The sequence below is a fragment of the Amycolatopsis sp. FU40 genome, assembly GCF_021903635.1.
Taxonomy (GTDB): Bacteria; Actinomycetota; Actinomycetes; order Mycobacteriales; family Pseudonocardiaceae; genus Amycolatopsis; species Amycolatopsis dendrobii.
On sequence record NZ_CP091381.1, the window covers coordinates 7,291,376 to 7,314,962 of the forward strand.

At 68.8% G+C, this 23,587-nt stretch carries 24 protein-coding genes; 14 read left to right on the forward strand and 10 right to left on the reverse strand.

Annotation, left to right across the window (positions count from 1 at the left end):
* Positions 1 to 25 precede the first annotated feature (25 nt).
* From purF to L3Q65_RS34305, 5 genes are all read right to left on the reverse strand, one after another.
* On the reverse strand, positions 26 to 1,564 hold the full coding sequence (purF, locus tag L3Q65_RS34285) for an amidophosphoribosyltransferase (protein ID WP_182892736.1): 1,539 nt from the start codon (positions 1,562 to 1,564) through the stop codon (positions 26 to 28).
* A 453-nt stretch (positions 1,565 to 2,017) separates the two neighbouring features.
* Positions 2,018 to 2,410: a hypothetical protein gene (locus tag L3Q65_RS34290; protein ID WP_182892737.1), complete on the reverse strand. Its 393-nt coding sequence runs from the start codon at positions 2,408 to 2,410 to the stop codon at positions 2,018 to 2,020.
* Complete coding sequence (locus tag L3Q65_RS34295) at positions 2,397 to 2,636, reverse strand: DUF397 domain-containing protein (protein WP_020664000.1); 240 nt, start codon at positions 2,634 to 2,636, stop codon at positions 2,397 to 2,399. The genes L3Q65_RS34290 and L3Q65_RS34295 overlap by 14 nt, the downstream gene beginning before the upstream one ends.
* 489 nt (positions 2,637 to 3,125) lie before the next feature.
* A complete protein-coding gene (locus L3Q65_RS34300) occupies positions 3,126 to 4,004 on the reverse strand; it encodes a helix-turn-helix transcriptional regulator (protein ID WP_116204924.1) in 879 nt (292 codons plus the stop codon).
* A 169-nt stretch (positions 4,005 to 4,173) separates the two neighbouring features.
* Complete coding sequence (locus L3Q65_RS34305; protein ID WP_182892738.1) at positions 4,174 to 4,554, reverse strand: sterol carrier family protein; 381 nt, start codon at positions 4,552 to 4,554, stop codon at positions 4,174 to 4,176.
* A 59-nt stretch (positions 4,555 to 4,613) separates the two neighbouring features.
* Here L3Q65_RS34305 and L3Q65_RS34310 point away from each other — a divergent pair, with 59 nt between their 5' ends.
* Positions 4,614 to 5,267: a type VII secretion system-associated protein gene (locus tag L3Q65_RS34310; RefSeq protein WP_182892739.1), complete on the forward strand. Its 654-nt coding sequence runs from the start codon at positions 4,614 to 4,616 to the stop codon at positions 5,265 to 5,267.
* A gap of 119 nt (positions 5,268 to 5,386) precedes the next feature.
* Entirely contained in the window at positions 5,387 to 6,175 is a 789-nt protein-coding gene (locus tag L3Q65_RS34315) for a lysozyme (protein ID WP_220507647.1), read from the forward strand.
* Between the two features lie 46 nt (positions 6,176 to 6,221).
* On the opposite strand, the gene L3Q65_RS47435 is transcribed toward L3Q65_RS34315, so the two are convergent.
* Positions 6,222 to 6,356, reverse strand: a complete 135-nt coding sequence (locus tag L3Q65_RS47435; RefSeq protein WP_255443103.1) for a hypothetical protein — start codon at positions 6,354 to 6,356, stop codon at positions 6,222 to 6,224.
* Here L3Q65_RS47435 and L3Q65_RS34320 point away from each other — a divergent pair.
* From L3Q65_RS34320 to L3Q65_RS34335, 4 genes are all read left to right on the forward strand, one after another.
* Entirely contained in the window at positions 6,349 to 7,239 is an 891-nt protein-coding gene (locus L3Q65_RS34320; protein WP_182892741.1) for a lysozyme, read from the forward strand. The two genes, L3Q65_RS47435 and L3Q65_RS34320, sit on opposite strands and share 8 nt — an antisense overlap.
* Positions 7,240 to 7,428: 189 nt before the next feature.
* Positions 7,429 to 8,235 carry a hypothetical protein gene (locus L3Q65_RS34325; protein WP_237597563.1) on the forward strand — a complete coding sequence of 269 codons (807 nt, stop codon included), beginning with the start codon at positions 7,429 to 7,431 and terminating at the stop codon, positions 8,233 to 8,235.
* A 4-nt stretch (positions 8,236 to 8,239) separates the two neighbouring features.
* A complete protein-coding gene (locus L3Q65_RS34330) occupies positions 8,240 to 9,181 on the forward strand; it encodes a pentapeptide repeat-containing protein (protein WP_182892743.1) in 942 nt (313 codons plus the stop codon).
* 16 nt (positions 9,182 to 9,197) lie between these two features.
* Positions 9,198 to 9,860: a nitroreductase gene (locus L3Q65_RS34335; RefSeq protein WP_182892744.1), complete on the forward strand. Its 663-nt coding sequence runs from the start codon at positions 9,198 to 9,200 to the stop codon at positions 9,858 to 9,860.
* Positions 9,861 to 9,896: 36 nt separating this feature from the next.
* On the opposite strand, the gene purL is transcribed toward L3Q65_RS34335, so the two are convergent.
* Positions 9,897 to 12,203 carry a phosphoribosylformylglycinamidine synthase subunit PurL gene (purL, locus tag L3Q65_RS34340; RefSeq protein ID WP_237597564.1) on the reverse strand — a complete coding sequence of 769 codons (2,307 nt, stop codon included), beginning with the start codon at positions 12,201 to 12,203 and terminating at the stop codon, positions 9,897 to 9,899.
* A gap of 108 nt (positions 12,204 to 12,311) precedes the next feature.
* Between purL and L3Q65_RS34345 the strand changes: the two genes are divergently transcribed.
* From L3Q65_RS34345 to L3Q65_RS34365, 5 genes are all read left to right on the forward strand, one after another.
* On the forward strand, positions 12,312 to 13,946 hold the full coding sequence (locus tag L3Q65_RS34345) for an ABC transporter ATP-binding protein (protein ID WP_182892745.1): 1,635 nt from the start codon (positions 12,312 to 12,314) through the stop codon (positions 13,944 to 13,946).
* Positions 13,943 to 15,685, forward strand: a complete 1,743-nt coding sequence (locus L3Q65_RS34350) for an ABC transporter ATP-binding protein (RefSeq protein ID WP_182892746.1) — start codon at positions 13,943 to 13,945, stop codon at positions 15,683 to 15,685. The genes L3Q65_RS34345 and L3Q65_RS34350 overlap by 4 nt, the downstream gene beginning before the upstream one ends.
* Before the next feature lie 108 nt (positions 15,686 to 15,793).
* On the forward strand, positions 15,794 to 17,143 hold the full coding sequence (locus tag L3Q65_RS34355) for a PQQ-binding-like beta-propeller repeat protein (protein WP_237597565.1): 1,350 nt from the start codon (positions 15,794 to 15,796) through the stop codon (positions 17,141 to 17,143).
* Between the two features lie 36 nt (positions 17,144 to 17,179).
* On the forward strand, positions 17,180 to 17,362 hold the full coding sequence (locus L3Q65_RS34360) for a hypothetical protein (protein WP_237601043.1): 183 nt from the start codon (positions 17,180 to 17,182) through the stop codon (positions 17,360 to 17,362).
* A 143-nt stretch (positions 17,363 to 17,505) separates the two neighbouring features.
* A complete protein-coding gene (locus tag L3Q65_RS34365; RefSeq protein ID WP_182892748.1) occupies positions 17,506 to 17,925 on the forward strand; it encodes a pyridoxamine 5'-phosphate oxidase family protein in 420 nt (139 codons plus the stop codon).
* A 63-nt stretch (positions 17,926 to 17,988) separates the two neighbouring features.
* On the opposite strand, the gene purQ is transcribed toward L3Q65_RS34365, so the two are convergent.
* Both purQ and purS read right to left on the reverse strand, forming a co-directional pair.
* The gene (purQ, locus tag L3Q65_RS34370) at positions 17,989 to 18,666 is read right to left on the reverse strand and encodes a phosphoribosylformylglycinamidine synthase subunit PurQ (RefSeq protein ID WP_237597566.1); all 678 of its coding nucleotides are present in this window, start codon (positions 18,664 to 18,666) and stop codon (positions 17,989 to 17,991) included.
* Positions 18,663 to 18,902, reverse strand: a complete 240-nt coding sequence (purS, locus tag L3Q65_RS34375; protein WP_037808692.1) for a phosphoribosylformylglycinamidine synthase subunit PurS — start codon at positions 18,900 to 18,902, stop codon at positions 18,663 to 18,665. The genes purQ and purS overlap by 4 nt, the downstream gene beginning before the upstream one ends.
* Positions 18,903 to 18,995: 93 nt before the next feature.
* Here purS and L3Q65_RS34380 point away from each other — a divergent pair, with 93 nt between their 5' ends.
* The 3 genes from L3Q65_RS34380 to L3Q65_RS34390 all read left to right on the forward strand — a co-directional run bounded on the left by L3Q65_RS34380 (position 18,996) and on the right by L3Q65_RS34390 (position 22,343).
* Complete coding sequence (locus tag L3Q65_RS34380; protein ID WP_237597567.1) at positions 18,996 to 19,871, forward strand: hypothetical protein; 876 nt, start codon at positions 18,996 to 18,998, stop codon at positions 19,869 to 19,871.
* Between the two features lie 82 nt (positions 19,872 to 19,953).
* Positions 19,954 to 21,534 (forward strand): GMC family oxidoreductase, encoded by a 1,581-nt coding sequence (locus L3Q65_RS34385; protein ID WP_237597568.1) that lies wholly within the window; start codon positions 19,954 to 19,956, stop codon positions 21,532 to 21,534.
* Entirely contained in the window at positions 21,531 to 22,343 is an 813-nt protein-coding gene (locus L3Q65_RS34390) for a bifunctional 2-polyprenyl-6-hydroxyphenol methylase/3-demethylubiquinol 3-O-methyltransferase UbiG (RefSeq protein WP_237597569.1), read from the forward strand. The genes L3Q65_RS34385 and L3Q65_RS34390 overlap by 4 nt, the downstream gene beginning before the upstream one ends.
* Here the strand turns inward: L3Q65_RS34390 and L3Q65_RS34395 are convergent.
* Positions 22,340 to 23,524: a glycosyltransferase 87 family protein gene (locus L3Q65_RS34395; RefSeq protein WP_182892753.1), complete on the reverse strand. Its 1,185-nt coding sequence runs from the start codon at positions 23,522 to 23,524 to the stop codon at positions 22,340 to 22,342. The two genes, L3Q65_RS34390 and L3Q65_RS34395, sit on opposite strands and share 4 nt — an antisense overlap.
* Between the last annotated feature and the right edge of the window lie 63 nt (positions 23,525 to 23,587).

The following is a 23,587-nucleotide window of genomic DNA, read 5'->3' on the forward strand; positions in this document are numbered from 1 at the left end:
GGACTCCCTACTGGACATGCTTGGTTCACGGACGCCGGACGGCGTCTTCGGCACCGTACCCGGCGGCGCTGACGGGAGTCGCCGCGCCACCTGCGGCGTCCATGCTCTCGAGCAGGTGCTTGCCGATGAGCGCGTCCTCGGGCAGCGGAATCGGGTACTCGCCGGAGAAGCAGGCCGTGCACAGCCGCGACTTCGGCTGTTCGGACGCCGCGACCAGGCCGTCCAGCGAAATGTAGCCGAGCGAATCGGCCCCGATCGAACGGCGGATGCCGTCGAGGTCGACGCCGTTGGCGACGAGTTCGGCGCGCGAGGCGAAGTCGATGCCGTAGAAGCACGGCCACCGCACCGGCGGCGACGCGATCCGCACGTGCACCTCGAGCGCACCGGCCTCGCGCAGCATCCGCACGAGCGCGCGCTGGGTGTTGCCGCGGACGATCGAGTCGTCCACCACGACCAGGCGCTTGCCGCGGATGACGTCGCGCAGCGGGTTCAGCTTCAGCCGGATGCCGAGTTGCCGGATGGTCTGCGACGGCTGGATGAAGGTGCGCCCGACGTAGGCGTTCTTGACCAGGCCGGTGCCGTACGGCAGGCCGGAGCCCTGCGCGTACCCGATCGCGGCCGGGGTGCCGGACTCCGGCACCGGCATCACGAGATCGGCGTCGACCGGGTGCTCGGCGGCCAGCTTGCGGCCGATCTCGACACGCGTGGCGTGCACGCTGCGGCCGGCGATCGACGTGTCCGGACGGGCGAGGTAGACGTATTCGAAGACGCAGCCCTTGGGCTCCGGGTTCGCGAAGCGAGAGGAGCGCAGCCCCTCGGCGTCGATGGCGATCAGCTCGCCCGGCTCGACCTCGCGCACGAACGACGCGCCGCAGATGTCGAGCGCGGCGGTCTCGCTCGCCACGACCCAGCCGCGCTCCAGCCGACCGAGCACCAGCGGGTGCACGCCGTGCGGGTCACGCGCCGCGTAGAGGGTGTTCTCGTCGGCGAAGACCAGGCAGAACGCGCCCTTGAGGGTCGGCAGCAGTTCCAGCGCGGCGGCCTCGATGCCCTTGTCCGCGGCGTTCGCGGCGAGCAGCCCGCAGACCAGGTCGGAGTCGCTGGAGGACCCGGTGAGCCCGGCGTGCGGCTTCAGCCCCGCGGCGACCGTGCGATCGCGCAGTTCGGCGGTGTTGACCAGGTTGCCGTTGTGCGCGAAGGACAGGCCGCTGCCGGTGTCCGTGGTGCGGAAGATCGGCTGGGCGTTCTCCCAGATCGTGGCCCCGGTCGTGGAGTACCGGCAGTGCCCGACGGCGATGTGCCCCTGCAGCGACTGCAGGACCTGCTCGTCGAAGACCTGGCTGACGAGCCCGAGGTCCTTGAACACGACGATCTGCGAGCCGTCCGAGACGGAGATGCCCGCTGCCTCCTGCCCGCGGTGCTGCAGGGCGTAGAGGCCGTAGTAGGTGAGCTTGGCGACCTCTTCCCCGGGAGCCCAGACGCCGAAGACGCCGCACTCCTCACGGGGTTCCGGTTCGGGTTGATCTTCGGGTCGATCAGTACTGGCGGAGGGGTCGGAAACCACCGAGGAGCTCCCAGGAAGACGCGGGCGGGCCGAGTCCAAGTGTAAGGGGTGGATGAGGGGGTGCGGCGGGTTGCGGGGTGGTTCTGACCACTACGGGGGAGTTCTTTGTGAGCGGTGATCTCGGTTTGGAGCGGATGTTCGGCTCGTCGCCTGACGGCGACGTTGCCGCGGGGTTGGCGGGCAGGCACCCCGAAGCCGAGTGCGCTGACGGCCTGAGGGCGGCTTCGTACCGGGGTGCAGGGCGGGGATGGCTGCATGGATCAGCGGGCGTGCGAGTTGCGGTTGTCGGCGGAGGCGGCGCGCGGGGTCGTCCGCGAACGCAGACAGGGTGGCCGTGAGGGGAACGGCGGGGAAGAGAAATGAGCCAGGCCCCGTACGAAGTGGATTGGGCCACTTCGTACGGGGCCTGAAATCAGGGGCACCGGTGGGGAACAGCGCGGAGCGAGAGGTGAATCAGCGGGCGGCCAGCCACTTCGAGCGGCCGCCTCGGCCTGGGACCCAGCAGCCGTTCGCGGTGGAAACGGCAGTGGAGGCCGGTTGGCGCTCGGGGAGGGCCAGCACTTCGCCCAGTACCTGGCTTGCTTCGCCGCGCGAGCGCCACAGCGTGGACGCGGGGGCGAAGATGTTCTGCTCGCTGCCAGGGAGGCGCGTGGCCTCGACGTCGTCTTCCGCGTTCAAGCGGACGACGTCCACCACGTTGTCGTGGACTCGCACTCCGACCACGGCCTGCACTTCGCCTGCTCCGTTCGTCGGGTGGACGAACTGGTAGCCGCGGGCGATGAGCTGCTGCAAGCCCTGCTCGATGTCGAAGGCAGAGCCTACGACGTCGGTCTCAGCCGAGGACATCGTCGAATTCGCCGTCCTTCGCGCCGGCGAGGAACGCGGCCATTTCCGCACGCGTGTAGACGAGCGCCGGACCCTCCGGGAAACGGGAGTTCCGCATCGCGATCTCGCCCGAGGTCAGCGGGGCCACTTCGACACAGTTGCCTACCGCGCCGCTGTAGCTCGCCTTGCGCCACTGTGCGCCGGTCAGACGGTCGGCCGGAATACCGTTCTCGAACCGCTCAGCCATGATGCCACCTTCCGGGAAGGACGATGAAAAGCTCAGGAATCTGCATGTGCATCTGCCTGTGACTTCGACGCTAGCACGCGCGCATGCAGCGGTAAATGCACGTGCAGAATTTTCTGCAAATTTCTCACTGCGTGACGACACGGTTCAGTAGAAGTTCCCAAATAGGTGATTCGAGCACTACCCTAACGGGCTAATTATTACCTTAAGTCACGATATTGGCGTTCTGATAACGCACCGCGTTCGTGACTCGCCGCCTCCGGGTGCAGCGGGTGAATGAAGAACACTTACCGTGATGGCCGGAGCAACGATAGGAAGGACTGCGACCGGGTCAGTGGAAGCTGGTTTCCGGACTTATGCACGCTCGGTGATGAGAATGCGGTGAGGCGTTCTCTATTCGGCTACCCGACAGCTCGGACGGGCGGAGCGGAATTCCCGGCAGGGAGAATTTCACCGGGGACGGTGCCTCGGTGCGGCAATAAGAAGGAAGGCTTAGATCTCGGCCTTGCGCTTGGCGATGCGGGCCCGGCTGCGTTCGGGGGTCTCCGCGTCGACCGCGAGCAGGTCCAGTGCCCGGCCGTACTTCTCGATCTCGTCGCGCTTGTCCAGGTAGTGCGCGCCGGTGAGGTACTCGACGTAGACGATGTTCGGCAGTTCCGCCTCGGCGAAGCGCAGCAGCGAGAACGCGTGCTCCGCCGACAAGCCGCTTCGGCAGTACGGCAGGATCTGCACCGAAACGTGCGGCAGAGTGGTGACCTCGAGCAGGTACTCCAGCTGCTGCCGGAACACCTTCGGCCCGCCGATCGGCCGGTACAGCACCGATTCGTCGAGCACCGCCCAGATCCGCGGCGCGTCCGGGCGGGCCAGCATCTTCTGCCGCCGCATGCGCAGGGCTACCAGCTGGTCGACGCGTTCGTCGGCCATTTCCGGGCGGCCGTGGCTGAAGATCGCTCGCGCGTAGGGCTCGATCTGCAGCAGGCCCGACACGAACAGCGGCTCCCAGATCTGGATGCGGGACGCCGCTTCCTCAAGGCCGACGAGATCGGTGAACCAGCCGGGCACCGTCTCCCCGAACTTGCGCCACCAGCCCGCCTCGTTCGACTGCTTGACCATGTCGAGGAACGCTTTGCGCTCGTCCTCGTCGGAGACTCCGTACATGGTGAGCAGGTCGGCGACGTCGCGTTCCTTGAAGCCGACGCGACCGAGTTCCAGCCGGGAGATCTTCGATTCCGAACCGCGGATGTTGTAACCGGCCTGCTGGCGCGTGATCCCGGCTTCCTCGCGCAACCGGCGAAGCTGCGAGCCGAGGATCATCCGGCGCGCTGTCGGGCCGAGGCTCTGCTCGCCGGCGGACACGCCTACCGCGTTCATGACCAGGGCCCTTCCATCGCCGCTCGTTCATCTCGGGAATCGCAATCCGACTACCCAAAGTACACGCAAGGCACTGCCCCGGACAGCGTGGCACAGGCCTCGGCTCAGGGGATTCTACGGAGTGTGTGCCTCAGAAGACACTCCTGAGAGAACAATTGCCCTCGGAAAATCAGATCCGCACGACCGGAAGCCAGTGCGAAAGGTCCGCGCGGCTGCCCGAGGCGGACACCCGGGCGGCGCCGAGCGCGTCGTCCCAGTCCAGGAGGCCGGTGGCCAGTTCGAGCCAGGTCCGCGGGTCGGTCTCGACGACGTTGGGGGGCGTGCCGCGGGTGTGCCGCGGGCCTTCGATGCACTGCACCGCGGCGTACGGCGGCACCCGGACCTCGACCGTGTGACCTGGCGCGTCCTGCGCGAGCGTCCGCAGCGTCGCGCGCACCGCGGCGGCCAGCTCAGTGCGCGCCGGATCCGGTCCGGCACCACGCAACCAGTCCGAAACGGCCAGCACCGCCGCTCGTAACTGAGCGGGATCGACCGAACGCGAAGAGGCCATGCGACAACAGTAGAGTGGCCGCGGACGGAGTTTCAGGCACCCGGCACCGAGGGACGGCGATGGCGCAGCGGGACGAGGCAGATCGGATGGTTTCCCGGACCCCGGCGGGCAAACGCGCGCGCCGGAACGCTTATCCCCGCCGCGGCCCGCAAGGAAAACCCGAGATCACTCCCGAGATGCGGGCCAACGCGCGGACGAACCCGAACAGCTGGCTGTATGTCATCGACGAGGCCTTCGACGCCCGCGGTCCGGTGCCGTCGTGGGCGGTCGTCGGCGCGTATCCGGTGAACGGGACGGGAGAGGTCGTCGAGGACTTCCACCCCAACGACCGGTACCGGCCCTCGCCGAAGGCGCTCGGTTTTCCCGAACCGCGCAACGAACTCGAGCGGCTGCTGCAAATGGTCCGGACCGAACACCGGCCCGCCGAGGACCTGCCGCGCGTCATCCTCGATTCGACGCTGCTGGTCTACGCCCTGTCCCCGGTGCAGCGCACGGTGATCGGCTTCCACAACGCCGACGGCAGGGTGATGGTGCCGGCGTACACGTCGAAGTCGCTCGTGCCGCGCGAATGGCCGCACGCCCGGGCGGTGCTCGGCCGCGACATCGTCGGGCTGCTCGCCGGGCATCCGCTCGCGATCAACCCGCACGACCTGATCACCGCCGTCGTCCCGGCCGAGCACCTGATGAAGGCGCTGGCCGAAGAACGGCGCTGACCTGGGCAGACCACACTGCCGAGTGATCATGATTCGCCGAAACCCGCGCATCCGGGCATCGTGACGCAGTAGGAGTACACGCGTCCGGTGAGGAGTCCTGGGTGAAGCGTCATCTGCTGCTGCGCTGGAGCGCGGTTCTCTTCGCCGGGATCACCGGCACGTCCCTGTGCGAAACGGCGGAGGCGGCGCCGAGCTACGCCGGGGCCGCAGACAACTACGCCGGTTCGCAAATCGCGAAGCACGAAGGCGTTCTGGGAGCGCCGAACATCTCGTACACCGCGCAAGACCAGTACCTCGGCCACGACGTCAGCGGACACCAGGGCCCGGTCGACTGGCCCGCCGCGGCGGGAGCGGGCGCGAAGTTCGTGTACGTGAAAGCGACCGAGGGCACCGGGTTCGTCAGCGGGCAGTTCGCCCAGCAGTACAACGGTTCCTACCAAGCCGGGATCGTCCGCGGCGCCTACCACTTCGCGCGGCCGGACGTGTCCGACGGCGCCTCGCAGGCCAACTACTTCCTCGCGCACGGCGGCGGATGGTCGGCCGACGGCAAGACGCTTCCGGGCGCACTCGACATGGAATACAACCCCTACGGCGAAACGTGTTACGGCAAGGACGCGAACGGGATGGTCGCGTGGGTCCGCGCGTTCTCCGACACCTATCGCGCCCGCACCGGGCGGCTGCCGACGATCTATACCTCGACCAGTTGGTGGAAACGCTGCACCGGAAACAACCCTTCTTTCGGAGGGAATCCACTCTGGATCGCGCGCTACAACTCCTTCATCGGCGAGCTCCCGGCCGGCTGGGGACAGCACGCCATCTGGCAGTTCTCGAACAGCGGGACCCTGCCCGGCGACCAGAACTGGCTCAACGGAACCCAGACAGCGCTACGCAATCTGGCATTCGGGTGAACATTCGTGACGTTGTCACGAATTAGTCATCACCGCCCGATGAAAATCACCCACTCGCCCATTCATCTTCACGGAACTTGATGACAAACGACGATTCGTCCTCAAGAATCTCCCCCGTGGCGGCTACCTGCACATAGCCGCCCTCCGCGAGGGTATCTGTGAAGGGATCGACGATGTCCACTTCCCGAAGAGGGCGGCGCACCGCGCTGCTTTCCGCTCTGACCGTCCCGGTTGTCGCGCTCCTGCTCGGCGCTTCGACCGAGGCGACGGCCGCCCCGGCGGCTTCCCCGCTTTCGGCGCGGGAGATCAACGCCGTCAACACCGACATCCAGGCGAACAATCACGCCATGGGGTCGCAGATCCGGCGAGTCGAGGGGGATCAGTCCACCCCGGAGACAAAAGCCGCCGCCCAGCAACCGCAACCCGCCGCCGCGCTGCCGAACCAGGTGGCGGCCACCGTCGCGGGCATGGACGTCGCCAGCTACCAGGGCAACGTCAACTGGGGCAACTGGTGGAGCCAGGGCAAGCGATTCGTCTGGACCAAGGCGACCGAGAGCACCAGCTACACGAACCCGTACTTCGCCCAGCAGTACAACGGTTCCTACAACCAGGGCTTCATCCGCGGCGCCTACCACTTCGCCACTCCGAACACCTCCAGCGGCGCGGCGCAGGCGACCTACTTCGTCGCGCACGGCGGCGGATGGTCGGCCGACGGCAAGACGCTGCCCGGCGCACTGGACATGGAGTACAACCCCTACGGCGCGACCTGTTACGGCCTGAGCAAGGCGTCGATGACGGCGTGGATCAAGGACTTCCACGACACCTATCACGCGAAAACGGGCCGCTGGCCGGTGATCTACACGTCGACGAACTGGTGGAACCAGTGCGTCAGCGGCGATTTCTCCAGCACCGCGCCGCTGTGGGTCGCTCGGTACGCGTCCTCGGCCGGGACGCTTCCGTACAACTGGGGCTACTACACCGTGTGGCAGTACACCTCGAGCCCGCTGGACCAGGACACGTTCAACGGCGCCTACGACCGGCTGCAGGCACTCGCCAACGGCTGACCTGACGGCGCGCACGGACGCGGCTCCCGGTTCTCCCCGCCTCCTGCCGGGCGGGGCGGCCGGGAGCCGCTTTTGTGCGAGCTTTACCCGCCTTGCACAATGCAGACCTGGGGCGGAGACGGAACCGCCTGAGCCGGCGGGGCGTCAGACCGCGGCGCGAGTCGGTGCAGCAGGAAGGCGGAACCGGACATGACTTACCCACCGCAGCCCGGACAGGGCGGGGACCCCTACGGCCAGGGCTGGCAGCAGCCCGGCTCAGGCGGGGTGCCGCAGCAGCCGGGGTGGGACCCCAACCAGGCCCAGCAGCCGGGCGGATACCCGAACGCCCAGCAGCAGCCCGCGTGGGATCCGAACGCCCAGCAGCAGTACCCGGGGTACCAGCAGCAGCCGTACGGCGGCACCCAGCAGTTCCCGCAGCAGGGCTGGGACCAGGGGCAATACCCGGGCGGGCCGGGCGGCGAGCCGCCGAAGAACAACAAGACCGGCCTGTGGATCGGCATCGCCGTCGCGGTCGTCGTGGTGGTCGCGCTGGGCATCACCGGATTCGTCGCGCCGGGGTTCTTCCTGAGCAAGGACGACAAGGGCACCACGCAGGCGCAGCCGCCCGCCCCGGCCCCCTCCCAGTCGTCGGAGGCCCCGCTGCCGAGCGACTCGTCGTCGCCGTCCACGGATTCGAGCGAGGACCCGGGTTCGAGCGGGGCGTCGGGCGAGGCGAAGCAGGTCATCGACGACTTCCTCGCGAAGCTCAACGCCAAGGACGCCGCCGGGGCGACCGCGATGGCCTGCCAGGGCACCGAGAGCATGTCGAAGCGCAGCATCGACGAGACCACCAGCGGCGACCCGCAGCTCACGCTGAGCAAGGTCACCGCGGGCAGCGCCACCACGAGCGCCCGCATCACCGGCAAACTGTCGGGCAAGGACGCCAGCGGCACGATGGTCATCATGAACCGCAGCGGCGGCTACTGCGTGGGGCTTTACCTGATCCTGGCGTTCTGACCCGGTGCGCTCGCCGCTGCTGTGGACGTTGATCGCGTCCGTGGCACTGCTGTGCGGGGTCGGTGGCTGGTTGCTCACCGACCCCGCGACGAGCCGCAGCGAAGCGCTGAAAACCGCCGGCCTCGCCGGTGGCGCGGTCGTGGCGCTGTACGCACTGTGGCTCAACGATCGCCGTCGCCGCGTCGAGGAGGCGCGGCAGGTGATCGAGCAGCAGCGGCACGACGTCGACCGCGAGCGGATCTCCGACGAGCGGTTCGCCAAGGCGGTCGAATTGCTCGGCCATGAGGCCGATCAGGTGCGGGTGGGGGCGTTGCACGCGCTGGCCGGGCTGGCACGGACGCGGCCGGAGTATCGGCAGACCGTGCTGGACGTGCTGTGTTCTTATCTGCGGCGGCCGTTCACGCACGGCCGCTATGCCAAGTCGGAAAAGAGCGGCACTCCGGAAGAGGAACGCGAGCTGCAGGTGCGGCTCACCGCGCAACGGCTCATCCGGGATCTGCTGCCACCGTCCGATGTGGACGGGCCAGGGCCGGATCTCGATCTGACCGGCGCGGTGCTGGAGTATTTCGACCTTTCCCACCGCCGGATCGGCGGACTGCTGCTGCGGCACGCTTCGCTGTACAGCAGCACGAATCTCAGCGGCTGCGTCTTCACCGGGCAGGTCTATTTCACCGCCGCGGGCACCGGGCCCGGCCGTCTGGTGGGCGTTTTCCGTTGCCGCGGAACGACTTTCCTCGACCGGGCCTGGTTCTCCGGCACCGAGTTTTCCGAGCGGGCCGACTTTTCCGGCACCGCCTTCGCCGGGCGGACCACCTTCAAGGGTGCGACTTTCGCGAAGGAAGTCCTGTTCGGCGGGACGACTTTCGCGAACGCGACGGAGGCGCGGCCGCCGGACGGATGGGAACTGAAACCGCAGAATGGCGGCTATGTCGCGGTGCCGATCTGAGTAGCATCAAGAAACCGTGGACGTCTACGAAGCGGTGCGTTCCCGGCGGTCTGTCCGCGGCTTCCTCGGCAAGCCAGTACCCGGCGAAGTCCTGACCCGAGTCCTCACCACGGCGTTGCGCGCCCCTTCCGGGGGAAATCTGCAGCCGTGGCGGATTTACGTCCTGTCCGGCGCGAAGCTGGCCGAGCTGAAATACCTGGTCGGGGAGCGCATCGCGGACGGCGATACCGGCGATCCGCCTCAGGTGCTGCCCTATCCGCCAGCCCTGCCCGAGCAGTACGCGCGGCGGATGGAGGAGCTAGGAGCGCTGCGCTACGGCGCGGTCGGGGTCGCGCGGGAGGACCACGCGGGCCGCGAGCGGGTCCGGGTCCGGAATTGGGACTGCTTCGGCGCTCCGGTCGCGCTGTTCTGCTACCTGAACGAACAGATGCTTCCCCCGCAATGGCTGGACGCGGGGATGTTCCTGCAGACCGTGATGCTGCTGCTCCGCGGGGAAGGGCTCGACAGCTGCGCGCAGATCGCGTGGGGCCGTTACCACCGGAGCGTCACGGCGATCGCGGAGCCGCCGGCCGGATATGTCCTCGGCTGCGGCATGTCGATCGGATATGCCGATCCGGACGAGCCTCGGCCAGCGATTCCGCGGGCAGAGCTGGCGGAGGCGGTCACCTTCCGGTCGTGAGTGCCGGTGCCGGTCAGCACCGGCACTCACGAGGGCTCAGTCGAACAGAGCCGGGAGCGTCTTCTCCCAAGTCTCGCGGAGCTCCTCAAGGGAGAACTCCGTGATGCCCTGGATCTCCAGCGTTCCGGAATCCGGGTCGACGACGCCGGTCTTGCGCCACGGCAGGCCGCGGGCGGTGCACATCTCGGTGAACCGCAGCTCCTCCGTGCGCGGGACCGCCACCAGAACGCGGCCGGACGACTCGGAGAACAGCTGCACGAACGGGTCCTGGTCGCGGTCGAGGAACACCCGGGCCCCGCACTGTCCGATGAGGACAGTCTCGGTGAGGGCCTGTGCCAGACCGCCGTCGGCGAGGTCGTGCGCGGCGGAGATCATGCCGTCGCGCGAACCGGCGACCAGGACGTCGGCCAGCAGCTTCTCGCGGGCCAGGTCGACGCGGGGCGGGACGCCGCCGAGGTGCCCGTGCAGTTCGCGGGCCCAGGCCGAACCGTCCAGCTCGTCGTGGGTGTCGCCGAGCAGCAGCAGGGTCTCGCCCGCTTCCGCGCCGATGCCGGTCGGGATGCGGCGGGTGACGTCGTCGATCACGCCGAGCACCGCGATCACCGGGGTCGGCAGGATCGCCGTGTCGCCGGTCTGGTTGAAGAAGCTGACGTTGCCGCCGGTGACCGGGATGCCCAGCTCGACGCACGCGTCGGCGAGACCGTGCACGGCCTGCTCGAACTGCCACATCACGCCCGGGTCGGTCGGGGCGCCGAAGTTGAGGCAGTCGGAGACCGCGACCGGGGTCGCGCCGCCGGTGGCGACGTTCCGGTACGCCTCGGCCAGCGCGAGCTGCGCGCCGCGGTACGGGTCGAGGTAGACGAACTTCGCGTTGCAGTCGGTGGCCACCGAGACGCCGCGGTTGCTCTCCTCGTCGATCCGGATCATGCCCGAGTCGGACGGCTGGGACAGCACTGAATTCCCGCGCACGTAGCGGTCGTACTGCGCGGTCACCCATTCCTTCGACGCCTGGTTCGGCGACGCGATGAGCTTCAGGAAGTCCGCGCGCAGTTCCTCGGGCGTCGACGGACGCGGCAGGTTCGCGGAGGTGTCGGCGATCAGACCGTCCTGGAACGCGGGGCGCTCGATCGGGCGGTCGTACACCGGGCCCTGGTGCGCGACGGTGTGCGCGGGCACGTCGACCACGATCTCGTCGTTCCAGGTGATCACGAGGTGCTCGCCGTCGGTGACCTCGCCGATGTCGGTGGCGATGACGTCCCACTTGGCGCAGACCGCCATGAACGCCTCGACGTTCTCCGGCGAAACGACCGCGCACATGCGCTCCTGCGATTCGCTGGAGAGCACCTCGGCGGGCGTCATTCCGGTGGCGCGCAACGGAACCCGGTCGAGGTAGATGTGCATGCCGCCGTCACCGGCCGCGGCCAGCTCGGACGTCGCGCAGGACAGTCCGGCGCCGCCGAGGTCCTGGATGCCGACGACCAGCTTCTCCCGGAACAGGTCGAGACAGCACTCGATGAGCACCTTCTCGGTGAACGGGTCGCCGACCTGCACGCTGGGCAGCTTGCGCCGGCCGGCCGCGGATTCGTCGCCGGAGAAGGTGTCGCTGGCGAGCACGGACACGCCGCCGATGCCGTCGAGGCCGGTGCGCGCGCCGAACAGGATGATCTTGTTGCCCGAACCGGACGCGAACGCCAGGTGCAGGTCCTCGGTGCGCATCGCGCCCACGCACAGCGCGTTGACCAGCGGGTTGCCCGCGTACGACGGGTCGAAGACCAGCTCGCCGCCGATGTTCGGCAGGCCGAGGCAGTTGCCGTAGCCGCCGACGCCCGCGACCACGCCGGGCAGCACGCGCTTGGTGTCCGGCGCGTCGGCCGGGCCGAAGCGCAGCGCGTCCTGCACCGCGAGCGGCCGCGCGCCCATCGCCATGATGTCGCGCACGATGCCGCCGACGCCGGTGGCCGCGCCCTGGTACGGCTCCACATAGGACGGATGGTTGTGGCTTTCCACCTTGAAGGTGACCGCCCAGCCGTCGCCGATGTCGACGACGCCCGCGTTCTCCCCGATGCCGGCCAGCATCTTGGCCTTCATCTCGTCGGTGGCGGTCTCGCCGAAGTAGCGCAGGTGCTTCTTCGAGGACTTGTAGGAGCAGTGCTCGCTCCACATCACCGAGTACATCGCGAGTTCGGCGTCGGTGGGCCGGCGGCCGAGGATTTCCCGGATCCGCGCGTACTCGTCTTCGGCGAGGCCGAGTTCGACGTACGGCTGGCTCGTTTCCGGGGTCGCCGCGGCCACTGCGGTGGTGTCAACTGTGCTGGTCACGGTGTCCGTGTCAGGGTTCGCCACAAGGCCAAGACTACGTGTCGGCCGGGTCACACCCGCAGCCGCCCAGGCTGCTCGCGCGGGGATAAATCAGTCGCGCTGGACACTCCCGGCGGCTTAGCGTCAGTGATCGTGCTTTCCGCCACGTACCGCTTTCCCGACATCCGACTCCCAGAACGTCCGACGCCGGTCCGGTATCTGCTGGCGGTCCTGCGCGCACGGCCGGGGCTCGTCCTCGCCGCGATCGTCACCGGGGCCGGCTGGTCGCTGCCGAGCGCCCTGCTGCCGCTGGTGATCGGCCGGGGCGTCGGGGCGATCGCCGCGGGCGACTCGTCCGCGCTGTGGCGCTGGGCGCTGATCGCGGCCGCGCTCGGCGTGACGCAGGCGCTGCTCGGCACCGGACTGCACTTCGCTTCGTACGGCATGTGGATCCACGGCGCGGGCACCACCCAACGCCTGGTCACCGACCACACGACCCGGATCGGCGCGTCCCTGCGCGACGCCACCACCACCGGCAACGTCGTCGCGGTCACGTCGTCGGACATGAACTGGGTCGGCAACGCGTTCGAGGTCATCGGCCGCACGTTCGGTTCGATCGTGGCGTTCGTGGTCATCGGGATCGCGATGCTCGGCACCTCGCCGGTGCTGGGCACGATCGCGCTGGTCGGCGTCCCGCTCGCGGTGCTCGGCATCGGTCCGCTGCTCGCGCCGCTGCAGAAGCGGAAAACCGCGCAGCGGGAGAATCTGAGCGAGGTGAACGCGCTCGGCGCGGACATCGTGTCCGGGCTGCGGATCCTGCGCGGCGTCGGCGGCGAACGGCGGTTCCTCGCCCGGTTCCGCGACGCCAGCCAGCTGGTGCGGCGCTCCGGGGTCGAGGTCGGGCGCAGTGAATCCTGGCTGGCGGGCGCGGAGGTGCTGCTGCCCGGTCTGGTCACCGTAGCGATCACCTGGCTGGGCGCGCGGCTCGCGCTCGACGGCACGATCAGCGTCGGCGAACTGGTGGCGTTTTACGGGCTTTCGGCGTTCCTGGTGGTGCCGGTCGCCACGGCGACCGAACAGGTCAGCTCGCTCAGTTCGGGGCTGGTCGCGGCGCGCAAGGTGTGCGGGCTGCTGGCTCTGCGGCCGAAGCTCGCCGAGCCGGTGTCGCCGCAGCCGCTGCCGGACGGACCGCTGGAGCTGGTGGACACCGCCAGCGGAATCCGGATCGCGCCGGGCAAGCTGACGGTGGTCGACCTTGGCGCCGAGGCGGAGGCGATCGCCGCGCGGATGAGCCGGTTCGCGGACGCGGACGAGGGCGAACAGGCGCTGATCGGCGGGGTACCCGCGGATCGCGTCGCGATCGCCGAACTGCGCAGGCGGGTGGTGTACGCGCACAACCAGGACCTGTGGTTTTCCGGTGTGCTGCGCGATCAGCTGACCCCGGAGCACCCGCGCGGGGTCGACATCTTCTCGGCGCTGCGCGCAGCGGACGCCGAGGACATCATCGAGGCCCTGCCGCGCGGCGTCGACGAGCTGATCGGCGAACGCGGCCGCGAGGTGTCCGGCGGACAGCGGCAGCGGCTGAGCCTGGCCCGCGCGCTGGCGATGGACTCCGACGTGCTGCTGCTCGACGAGCCGACGTCGGCGGTCGACGCGCACACCGAGGCCCGGATCACCCAGCGCACCAAGGAATTGCGGACCGGAAGGACCACGGTGGTGTTCAGCCAGAGTCCACTGTGGAGGAACGTGGCCGACGAGGTCGTGCACGGAAAGGCAGTGACGGTATGACGACGCGGCTCCCGCTGGCGTCGAAACGCGAAGTGCGGCGCTGGGCGAAACGCGTGGCGGTCGAGCACCGGCGCGAGTTCTCCGTGATGCTCGGGCTGTTCTGCCTGGCCACCGTGGTCGGGCTGGCCGGTCCGCAGTTGCTCGGCAAGCTTGTGGACGGCGTGGTCGAACACGGCACGACGCTGCAGGTGGACCTGCTGGCAGTGGCGTTCGTGGTGGTGCTCGTGCTGCAGGCGTGGGCGAGGAAGGCGGCGCGGCTGCGCGGCCGGATGTTCGGCGAGCGGGTGCTGGCGCAGACCCGCGAACGGTTCGTCACGAACGCGCTCGACCTGCCGCTCGGCACTGTCGAGGCGGCCGGCACCGGCGACCTGCTCAGCCGGGCGACCACCGACATCAACCGGCTGGACGTCGCGGTGCGGTTCGCCGCGCCGGAGATCCTGATCGCCGCGGTAACCCTGCTGTTCACCACCATCGCGATGATCGTGACCTCGCCGCTGCTCGCGCTGGCCCTGCTGGTGGCGGTTCCGATCCTGGTGCCGGTGAACATCTGGTATCAGCGGAAGATCCCGAGCGCGTTCGCGTGGATGCTCGACCGCTGGGGCGATCTGCAGTCGATCACCCACGAGACCGTGGAGGGCGCGCGGACGTCGGAGGCGCTCAGCCTCACCGAACGGCGAGTCCGCGCCGGGCATCACGCGCTCGACCAGGCGACGCTCGGCGAACGCCGGATGCGTGCGCTGCAGATGCGCTGGCTGCCGTCGCTCGAGATCAGCTACGTGCTGCCGATCGCCGCGCTCCTGCTGCTGGGTTTGTTCGCCTACAGCCAGGGCTGGGCCGGGCTCGGCACGATCACCACGATGCTGGCGTACGCGCAGGCGATGACCGCTCCGCTCAGCGAGGCGTTGTTCTGGCTGGAGGACTTGCAGGTCGCGATAGCCGCGACGCGCCGGATCATCGGCGTGCAGCCGGCCGAATCGGCGGACAAAGTCACCGAGGTGCCGCGCGGGCGCGACATCGAGGTGCGCGACGTCCGGTTCGGCTACACCTCCGACCGCGAGGTGCTGCACGGCATCAGTTTGAGCGTGCCGCGAGGAGAACGGCTGGCGATCGTCGGGCCGTCCGGTGCGGGCAAGTCGACGCTGGGCAGGCTGCTGGCCGGGATCTCGGCGCCGACGGCGGGTTCGATCCGCGTCGGCGGCACCGAGGTGTCGACACTCGCGGACGACGTGCTGCGCGGCGAGGTTCTGCTGCTGACGCAGGAGCACCACACGTTTTCCGGCACGCTGCGCGAAAACCTGGCGCTGCCCGCCCGGCGCGACGGCGGGGATTGGACCGACGAGGAACTGATGGCCGCGCTCGCATCCGCCGGTGCCGCGGAGTGGGCGGCCGGGCTGCCGGACGGGCTGGACACGAAGCTCGGCTCAGGCGCGTACGCGGTTCCGGCCGGTCTCGCGCAGCAACTGGCGCTGGCCCGGGTCGTGCTGGCCGACCCGCACACGCTGGTGCTGGACGAGGCGACCTCGCTGCTGGACACCGGTTCGGCGCGCGAGCTGGAACGGTCGCTGAACGCGGTGCTCGAAGGCCGCACAGTGATCGCGATCGCGCACCGGCTGCACACGGCCGCTGCGGCGGACCGGGTCGCGGTGGTCGAGGGCGGCCGGATCACCGAGCTCGGCCCGCATCAGGACCTGATCGCGGCTGGCGGCCCGTACTCGCGGCTGGTTGAGGCGGCGAGCTAAAGCGCGATTCCCGGACGACAAATCTGGCGCGGCGAAAGCTGCCGCGGAACTTTGGTGAGATCAGATTTCCCCAAATACACTACCCGCATCGAAAGGGGGGAGCGGGTAGTGATTGAGAAAATGGGTGGCCGGCGGGCTCTCCTCGCAAGCTCGGCATTTCTGGCCGCCGTGGTGATCGCGGCGATCGCGGTACCGCTCGCACTCAACAGCGGCACGGTGCCCGGCCACGCGATCGCGGTGTCCCAGGCGGGTCCGTGGCAGCTGGGATCGGACCGGGTCCCGCCCTACGAGAACGGCATCGATTCCTGGGTCGTGGGCGACGATCTGGTGCTGGTGAACGACACCTATGCGGTCGCGTACGCACGGAGCGACGGCAAGGAACGCTGGAGGATCCCCTCCCCCTCCGGCCATTTCTGCGGGGCGAGCACCTCTGTCGTCGATAACCACATCGCCGTCGGCTATGGGGATCTCTGCTCGAGCGCGGCCGTGCTGGATGTCAACGCGGGAAAGCTGCTGTGGCAGCGGGCAATGCCCATCACCTCGTCGGGAAGCCCATCGGAGGCGAAACTCGACGAGCACGCAGTGCTGGAGATCGTCGGCGGTTCGGTCGTGGTCGTGCACTACCAACAACTTCTCGGGCTGGACGCGGCCACCGGCGCCGTCCGCTGGTCCGAGGTCACGCCACCGACCGACGAGAAGGTGTACTCGAACTGCATCCCGTCGGACGGGATGCCGCGGAGCACGGACTTCGTGCTGCTGTCCCACTGCAGCGCCAAGGACTCCGGCGACGACTTGTACGTCGCCGTTGCCGTCGATCCCGCGACCGGAAAACCCAAGCAGCACAACGAGTTCGTGAAGAGCAAGTCCTACCTCACGATGGCGTGGGTGAGCGCGTCGCCACTGGTCGCCTACCTCAGCGATGCATCGAAAGGGGTGTACGAAACTCTCGACGACTCGCTCGAACCGGTTTCCACCATCGAGGCCGGAGACGCGTTGAACGGCTTCATGGGCGACGACGGATTCGGCTACAGCCTGAGCGGGATCTCCAACGGCACGTCACATCGACGTTCGCGAGCACTCGTCACGGGCACCACGATGCTCGCGCTGACAAGCCCGCAGAAGCCCAATCGCCTCGCCGCGTTCGACCTCCGCACCGGTGCCAAACGCTGGGAAGCCCCGGCGCCCGGCGGCGGCATTGTCGCGGCACCGCTCGCGGTGGACCACGGGCAGGTGATCGCCGTGGTCTCCGCTGGCCAGGACAGTCCCGATCAGCGCATCGTCAAGTTCTCACTGGACACCGGAGCTGTGACTCCCGTGCGCACGGTCTCGCTCAGGGGTTCCGGCGATCGCCGCTTGGCACCGTGGTTCTGCCGTTTGTTCTGGGCAGACGGGGTCGTTTTCGGAGTCCGCGGGATCTACAGCGGGCAGTCCGCGGCACTGGTGTTCCGACTCGGCTGAACACGGTCAGCCCAGCCCAAGTCCGTGAAGGGAACTGTGCGGGACTCGGAGTCCCGGCTGATTCCCTTCACGGATCTGGACGAGGCGACGTCTCTGCTGGACACCGGTTCGGCGCGAGAGCTGGAACGATCGCTGAACGCGGTGCTCGAAGGCCGCACAGTGATCGAGATCACGGAGCTCGGCCCACATCAGGACTTGATCGCGGCGGGTGGTTCTTGATCAAGCCTGGTCGAGGCGGCCAGCTGAGCAGTGTTATCTGCCGCTGCTTCGCCGAGGCAGCAAGCTGAATCCGGAATGTTCGCCATAAATCCGGCGTTGGCCTCAAGCGGATCCTGATCTTCCTAGCCTGGGGGTGACGCCGGATGGCGGTCATGACGGTGGACGAACGAGAGAAGTTCCTCGCCGAGAAGCGAGTGGGCGTGCTGTCGATCGGCCGGGACGGCGCGGCTCCGCTCGCCGTGCCGGTCTGGTACGACTACGAGCCCGGCGGCGACCTGCTGATCTGGATGGACCGCGGATCGGCGAAGGACCGCGCGATCGAGGCGGCGGGCCGGCTGAGCCTGACGGTGCAGCAGGAAACCCAGCCGTACAAGTACGTCACGGTGTCCGGTCCGGTCGTGGACCGGTCCTCGGCGCCGACCGAGGAACAGGCGCTCGCCATCGCTACGCGGTACGCGCCCGAGGCCGAGGCGCGGAAGTTCGTCGAGGGCTCGCTCACGGAGAATTCGGTGCTGGTGCGGGTGCGCACCGAGCGCTGGCTCTCCAGCGATCACAGCAAGTAAAAGCCGTGAGGGGAACCTTGAGGGAATCCGCTTCCCTCAAGGTTCCCCTCACGGACGTTTGGTTCAGGCTTTCACGAGCGCGTCGACCGCGCTGTAGAACATGCCGAGGCCGTCGTCGGACGGGCCGGTGAGGGCGTCGATCGCGTGCTCCGGGTGCGGCATGAGACCGACCACTCGGCCGTTCTCGCTGGTGACGCCCGCGATGTCGTTGCGGGAGCCGTTCGGGTTGCCCCCGACATAGCGGAACGCCACCCGGCCCTCCGCCTCCAGCATGTCCACAGTGGACTGCTCGGCGACGTAGCAGCCGTCGTTGTTCTTGAGCGGAATCAGGATCTCCGCGCCCGCCTCGTAGCGCGTGGTCCACGCGGTGGCGTTGTTGTCCACGCGCAGCCACTGGTCGCGGCATACGAAGTGCAGGCCGACGTTGCGGATCATCGCGCCGGGAAGCAGACCGGCCTCGCACAGGATCTGGAAGCCGTTGCAGATGCCGAGCACCGGCATGCCCTTGCGCGCGGCGTCGATGACCGAGGACATCACCGGCGCGTAGCGGGCGATCACGCCGGCGCGCAGGTAGTCGCCATAGGAGAAGCCGCCCGGGACGACGACCGCGTCGACGCCCTTCAGGTCGTCGTCGGCGTGCCAGAGCGAAACCGCCTCGGCCTCGGCGTAGCGGACCGCGCGGGCGGCGTCGCCGTCGTCGAGCGTGCCCGGGAAAGTAATGACGCCGATGCGGGCGCTCACGCCTCCACCCGCCGGATCGTCCACTGCTCGATCACCGGGTTGGCGAGGAAGCCCTCGGCCATCTTGGCCAGCGTCTCGTCATCGACGTCGTCGTCGACCTCGAGTTCGAAGTGCCGCCCCTGGCGCACGTCGGCGACCCCGGAGAAGCCCAGCCGCGGCAGCGCGCGCGCCACCGCCTGGCCCTGCGGGTCGAGGATCTCGGGTTTGGGCATGACGTCGACAACGACTCGAGCCACGGCTGGCTGCTCCTTATTTCTGCAGGTCGTGGGTGCACTTGAAGCGTACTTCACTAGCCTGACCGGCAGACAGACCGGTATCGAGGGGGAGACATGAACCACCCGCCGCAGGGCCCATACCCGCAGCAGGGTCCTGTTCCGCCGCGCGGGCCGCGGCCTGGGCAGTTCCAGCAGCAGTACCCGCCGTCTTTCGGGCACTACCCGCAGCCGCCGAAGAAGAAGTCGAAGGCCGGGCTGTGGATCTCGCTCGGCGCGGCGGTCGTGGTGCTCGGCGGCGCGGTCGCGTTCACCGGCTGGGTGACGCCGGGGTTCTTCAAGGAGAAGCTGGACACGACGTCGCGGGGCACGCCGGAGCAGACGGCCCAGTCGGTCGCGAACTCGATCACCGAGCAGACCGGGCTGGATCGGCTGTGGTGCAAGATCCGGTCGAAGCGGACCTACACCGCCGACGAGTTCTTCCGGAACGCGAGGGGCGAGGCGAAGATCAGCAATCCGGTGCATCCGACCGGCCAGCAGGAGCGCGCGGCCACGATCACCGCGGGCGACCTGACCTACGGCATCGCGATCATCCCGGACGGCAACGGGTGGTGCGTGCGCGACGCCAAGTCGGGCGGCGAACCGGCGCCGCTGGCCAGCCTGTCGACCGATCCGAAGCCGCGTCCCCAGGTCAAGGACGGAACGGACGCCGCGACGAAGTTCATCGACGCGGTCAACGCGCGCGACATCCCGGGGGCGTTGTCCGTCATGTGCCGGGACGCGCCGGACACCACCCGCAGCGGCACCCAGCAGTGGATCTACGGCGAAACGAAGCTGACCGTTCGCAAGACGGACGTGCTGCGGACCGCGGGCCGGACCATCGTGCACGTCGACGCCAAGGTCGACGGCACCTCCAGCGAGGGCCGGGTGGAGACCGACGACGACGCGGCGGACGGCGCGTGCGTCACCTCCTTCGACCCCACTTCCGACTGATCGGTTTTCCGGGGACTTGCGCGTAGCGTGACCTGCGCCATGATGTGTCGTTGACAGGGTGTCAACACCACCGGGAGGCAGCGTGCCAGAGCAGGACTCCTTCGACTACGTGATCGTCGGCGCGGGCAGCGCGGGCTGTGTGCTGGCGAACCGGCTGAGCGAGGACCCGTCCGCGCGGGTGCTGCTGCTCGAGGCGGGCGGCGAGGACACCGCGAACGAGGTCCGGATCCCGGCGGCGTTCGCGTCGCTGTTCAAGACGAAGTGGGACTGGAACTACGAGACCGTCGAGCAGAAACACACCGGCAAGAAGGAGTACTGGCCGCGCGGCCGGATGCTCGGCGGCTGCTCGTCGATCAACGCGATGATCTACATCCGCGGCAACCGCGCCGACTACGACGGCTGGCGCGATGCGCACGGAGCCGCCGGCTGGGGCTGGGACGACGTGCTGCCGTACTTCAAACGCGCCGAGGGCAACCAGCGCCTCGGCGGCCCGCTGCACGGCACGGACGGCCCGCTGCACGTCGAGGACCGGCGGTTCACCCACGAGCTGTCGCACGCGTGGGTGGACAGCGCCGTCGCGTGGGGGCTCAAGCACACCGACGACTTCAACGGCGAATCGCAGGAGGGGGCCGGGCTCTACCAGGTCACTTGCAAGCGCGGCCGCCGCTGGTCCACGGCGGACGCCTACCTGCGGCCCGCTTTGTCGCGGCCGAACCTGACCGTGCGGACGAACGCGCAGGTCACGCAGGTGGTCTTCGAGGGCACTCGCGCGGTCGGAGTGTCCTACCTGGACAAAGGCGTGCCGACCACGGTCCGGGCGGACGCCGAAGTGCTGCTCTCCGGCGGTGCGATCAACTCGCCGCAGTTGCTGATGCTGTCCGGCGTCGGACCGGCCGAGCATCTGCGCGAGCTAGGCATCGATGTGGTCGCCGCGCTGCCGGGCGTCGGCGACAACCTGCACGATCACCCGGCGGTCGGCGTGATCTGGTCGACGAAGGGCACCACCGACATCGCGGACTCCGCGACGCCTACCGGACTGGTGCGCTACCAGCTGACCAAACGCGGCCCGCTCGCGTCGAACATCGGCGAGGCAGGCGCGTTCTACTCGACCCGCGACGGACTGGCCGCGCCGGACATGCAGATCCACGTGGCCCCGACGTTGTTCTACGACAACGGAATGCGCGAACCGACGTGTCCCGGCTTCACCTCGGCGGCCACGCTGGTCGACGTCGCGAGCCGCGGCCGGCTGCGGTTGAAGTCGGCGAATCCGTTGTGGAAGCCGGAAATCGACCCGGCTTACTACGCGGAGTCGATCGATCTGGAGTCGGTGAAGTCCGCCTTGCGATCGCTGATCGAGATCGGCCGGTCGGGTCCGTTGGCGAAGTTCCTGGACCGGCCGTTCTTGCCTGCGACGCATGAGCTGTCGGACGAGGCGTTGACCGAGCATGTCCGGGAGAACACGCAGACGCTGTATCACCCGGTCGGCACGTGCGCGATGGGCAGTGGCGAGCACGCGGTCGTCGACCCGGATCTGAAGGTGCGCGGGGTTTCGGGGCTGCGGGTGGTGGACGCTTCGGTGATGCCGGTGGTGCCGCGCGGGAACACGAACGCGCCGACGATCATGGTGGCGGAGAAGGCGGCGGACCTGATCCGGGCTCGATGACCGCTCTGTCAACCTGGCGGGATCTCCTTGCCGCCTGGGCGATTCCGGAAACCGTGCACCCTCCGGAATCGCCTTGGGTCCTCCCGCGTGAGGTGTTCCTGCGGCGTGCCGACCGGCAGATCGCCGCGCCGATCGGGGCGACTCACCAACTGGCTGCCGAGGCGTTGCAGGAGCCGGGCACGGTGCTCGACATCGGCGCGGCGGCCGGGGCGGCGAGTCTGCCCCTGGTCGGCCGGTCGAACGTCACCGCGGTGACAGCGGTGGACACCGACGACGAGTTGCTCACGGCGTTCGCCGAGCGGGCCGCGGGCGTGGAGCATCGGCTGCTGTCCGGCCGGTGGCCCGATCTCGCCGACGAAGCCGGTGCGGCGGACGTTGTCGTGTGCGGGAACGTGGTTTACAACGTGCCCGACCTGGCCCCGTTCGCCGCGGCGCTCACTGCGGCGGCGCGGCGGCGGGTGGTGGTCGAGACGGCCGCGCGGCATCCGTTGACGGAGCTTAATCCGTTGTGGCAACGGTTTCACGGCATTGAACGACCGGAGGGGCCGACTGCCGCGGACTGTCTCGCGGCGCTCGCGGAAGCGGGGATCGAGCCGGAAGTCGTGGAATGGCGGCGGCCGCCGGAGCCGGAGTACGCGGAATTCGCGACCATGGCGGACGTCGTCCGGCGGCGGTTGTGCTTGCCTGCCGACGCGGCCGCAGACGTCGAGCGGGCGTTGGCGGACCTGGGGGTTGACCCGGAAATGCCGCCCGATCTCGGATCCTCCGGCCGGGATCTGGTGACCCTGACATGGCCCGGTTCCGCTTAACGGACCCGTTCCAGCGCGGGGACACGGGCGAACTGCATTGCGAAGAGCTGCCAGGCAAGGAAACCCAAGCCGAGGAGGACGTAGGCGTCGCCGACGAGGTGCTGCCACGGTTCCCACGCGAGTTCCCTCATCCCGCTGGAGGGCACGAAGGTGTGCGGCGCGGCGATGAAGACCGCCGCGCCCGCCGCCAACGCCGCGCCGGCGCGAAGTGTGCGGACGCGGGCGGCGAGGATGAGCATTGCGGGCACGACCCAGACCCAGTGGTGCGACCAGGAAATCGGGGACAGGACAAGCACCGCCGCCGCGTTGACGACGAAGCCGAGCGAACTGTCGACGCGCCGCATGACCAGTACGGCGGCGACCAGGACGAACGCGGACAACGACAGCCACAGCAGGTCGTGGGCCCGCGGCAGCAGCGCGAGGCGGTTGAGGGCGCCTTGGATGGTCTGGTTGGTCGCGTAAGGCGAGCCGCTGAAGCCGTCGGCGCCGGTGAGTCCGCCGCCGAAGAAGTACTCGACGGACGCGTGCGGGGCGACCAGGAAGCCGAGCAAAGTCGTCCCGGCACCGGTGAGCAGTGCGTTGCGGGCGGCGCGGAAATCCTTGGCGATCAGGAAGAACAACAGGAAACCGGCGGGTGTCACTTTGATCGCGGCGGCCAGGCCGACGAGTATTCCGCGCGGCCAGCGCGGGTTGGGCGCCAGGCAATCCACGCCGACCAGGGCCATCAGGACGAGGTTGATCTGTCCGAAGCCGATAGTCGAACGCACGGGCTCGAAGGCAAGTGCCGCAACGGTCAGCGCGGAGGCAGTGAGCACCGCGGACCGGCGATTCCAGTCGCGCCACAGGCGGCGGACCGTGGTGTACAAGACGATCCAGAGCGACGCGGCGGAGAGGAGGTCGAGCAGAACTGACGCGACCGGCAGCGGCGGGAGCGCCAGGGCGGAGAAGAGCATCGCGGCGAAGGGCGGGTAGATGAACGGCAGCATGGACCCGGCCGTGGTGGTCGGGAGCGGACCGTACAGGTCGCCGCCACGGACGGCGGCATCCGCTCCGAAGCGGTAAACCTGCAAGTCAACCGGGTTGAAGCTGCTGATGACGGCCGCTGCGCCCGCGACGAGGGCTACCGCGCCGAGTGCGGACGACCAGGCGAGGATCCGCCCGGCCTTTCCTTGAAACCACATACGGGCGGCGATTGTAGCTGCCTGCGCAACAAGCGGGCGGACTGTTCCGGATGACCGTTTTCA